The sequence below is a fragment of the Legionella nigrisilvae genome (assembly GCF_977063395.2).
This window is the reverse complement of the sequence record NZ_CDRUGZ020000013.1, coordinates 1-255: the sequence shown is the minus strand read 5'-3', so window position 1 is coordinate 255 and position 255 is coordinate 1. Positions and strand designations below refer to the sequence as shown.

Here is a 255-nt window from a genome sequence, read left to right as displayed (position 1 = left end):
AAGACTACAACGTTGATAGGCAAGGTGTGGAAGCGCAGTAATGTGTGAAGCTAACTTGTACTAATTGGCTGATTGTCTTGACCATATAATCTGAGCTACTTCATTTCATAGCTCCAGATACAAGTTTGAAGGTATTAAAGTGAGGTTTTTGACCTCACTTACAAAAAAATGTGCACCTCTTTATTTACCTAAAGCATAATTCGGGTATAATAGCCCCCATTATGCATAAACAGTTTTCCTGGCGACCATAGCGTC

The 255-nt window shown here is 38.8% G+C and carries 1 rRNA gene; it reads left to right on the top strand.

What is annotated here, in order from left to right:
* Positions 1 to 85 (top strand): 23S ribosomal RNA (locus ACWTE2_RS05080); the annotation flags it as partial.
* Positions 86 to 255 lie beyond the last annotated feature (170 nt).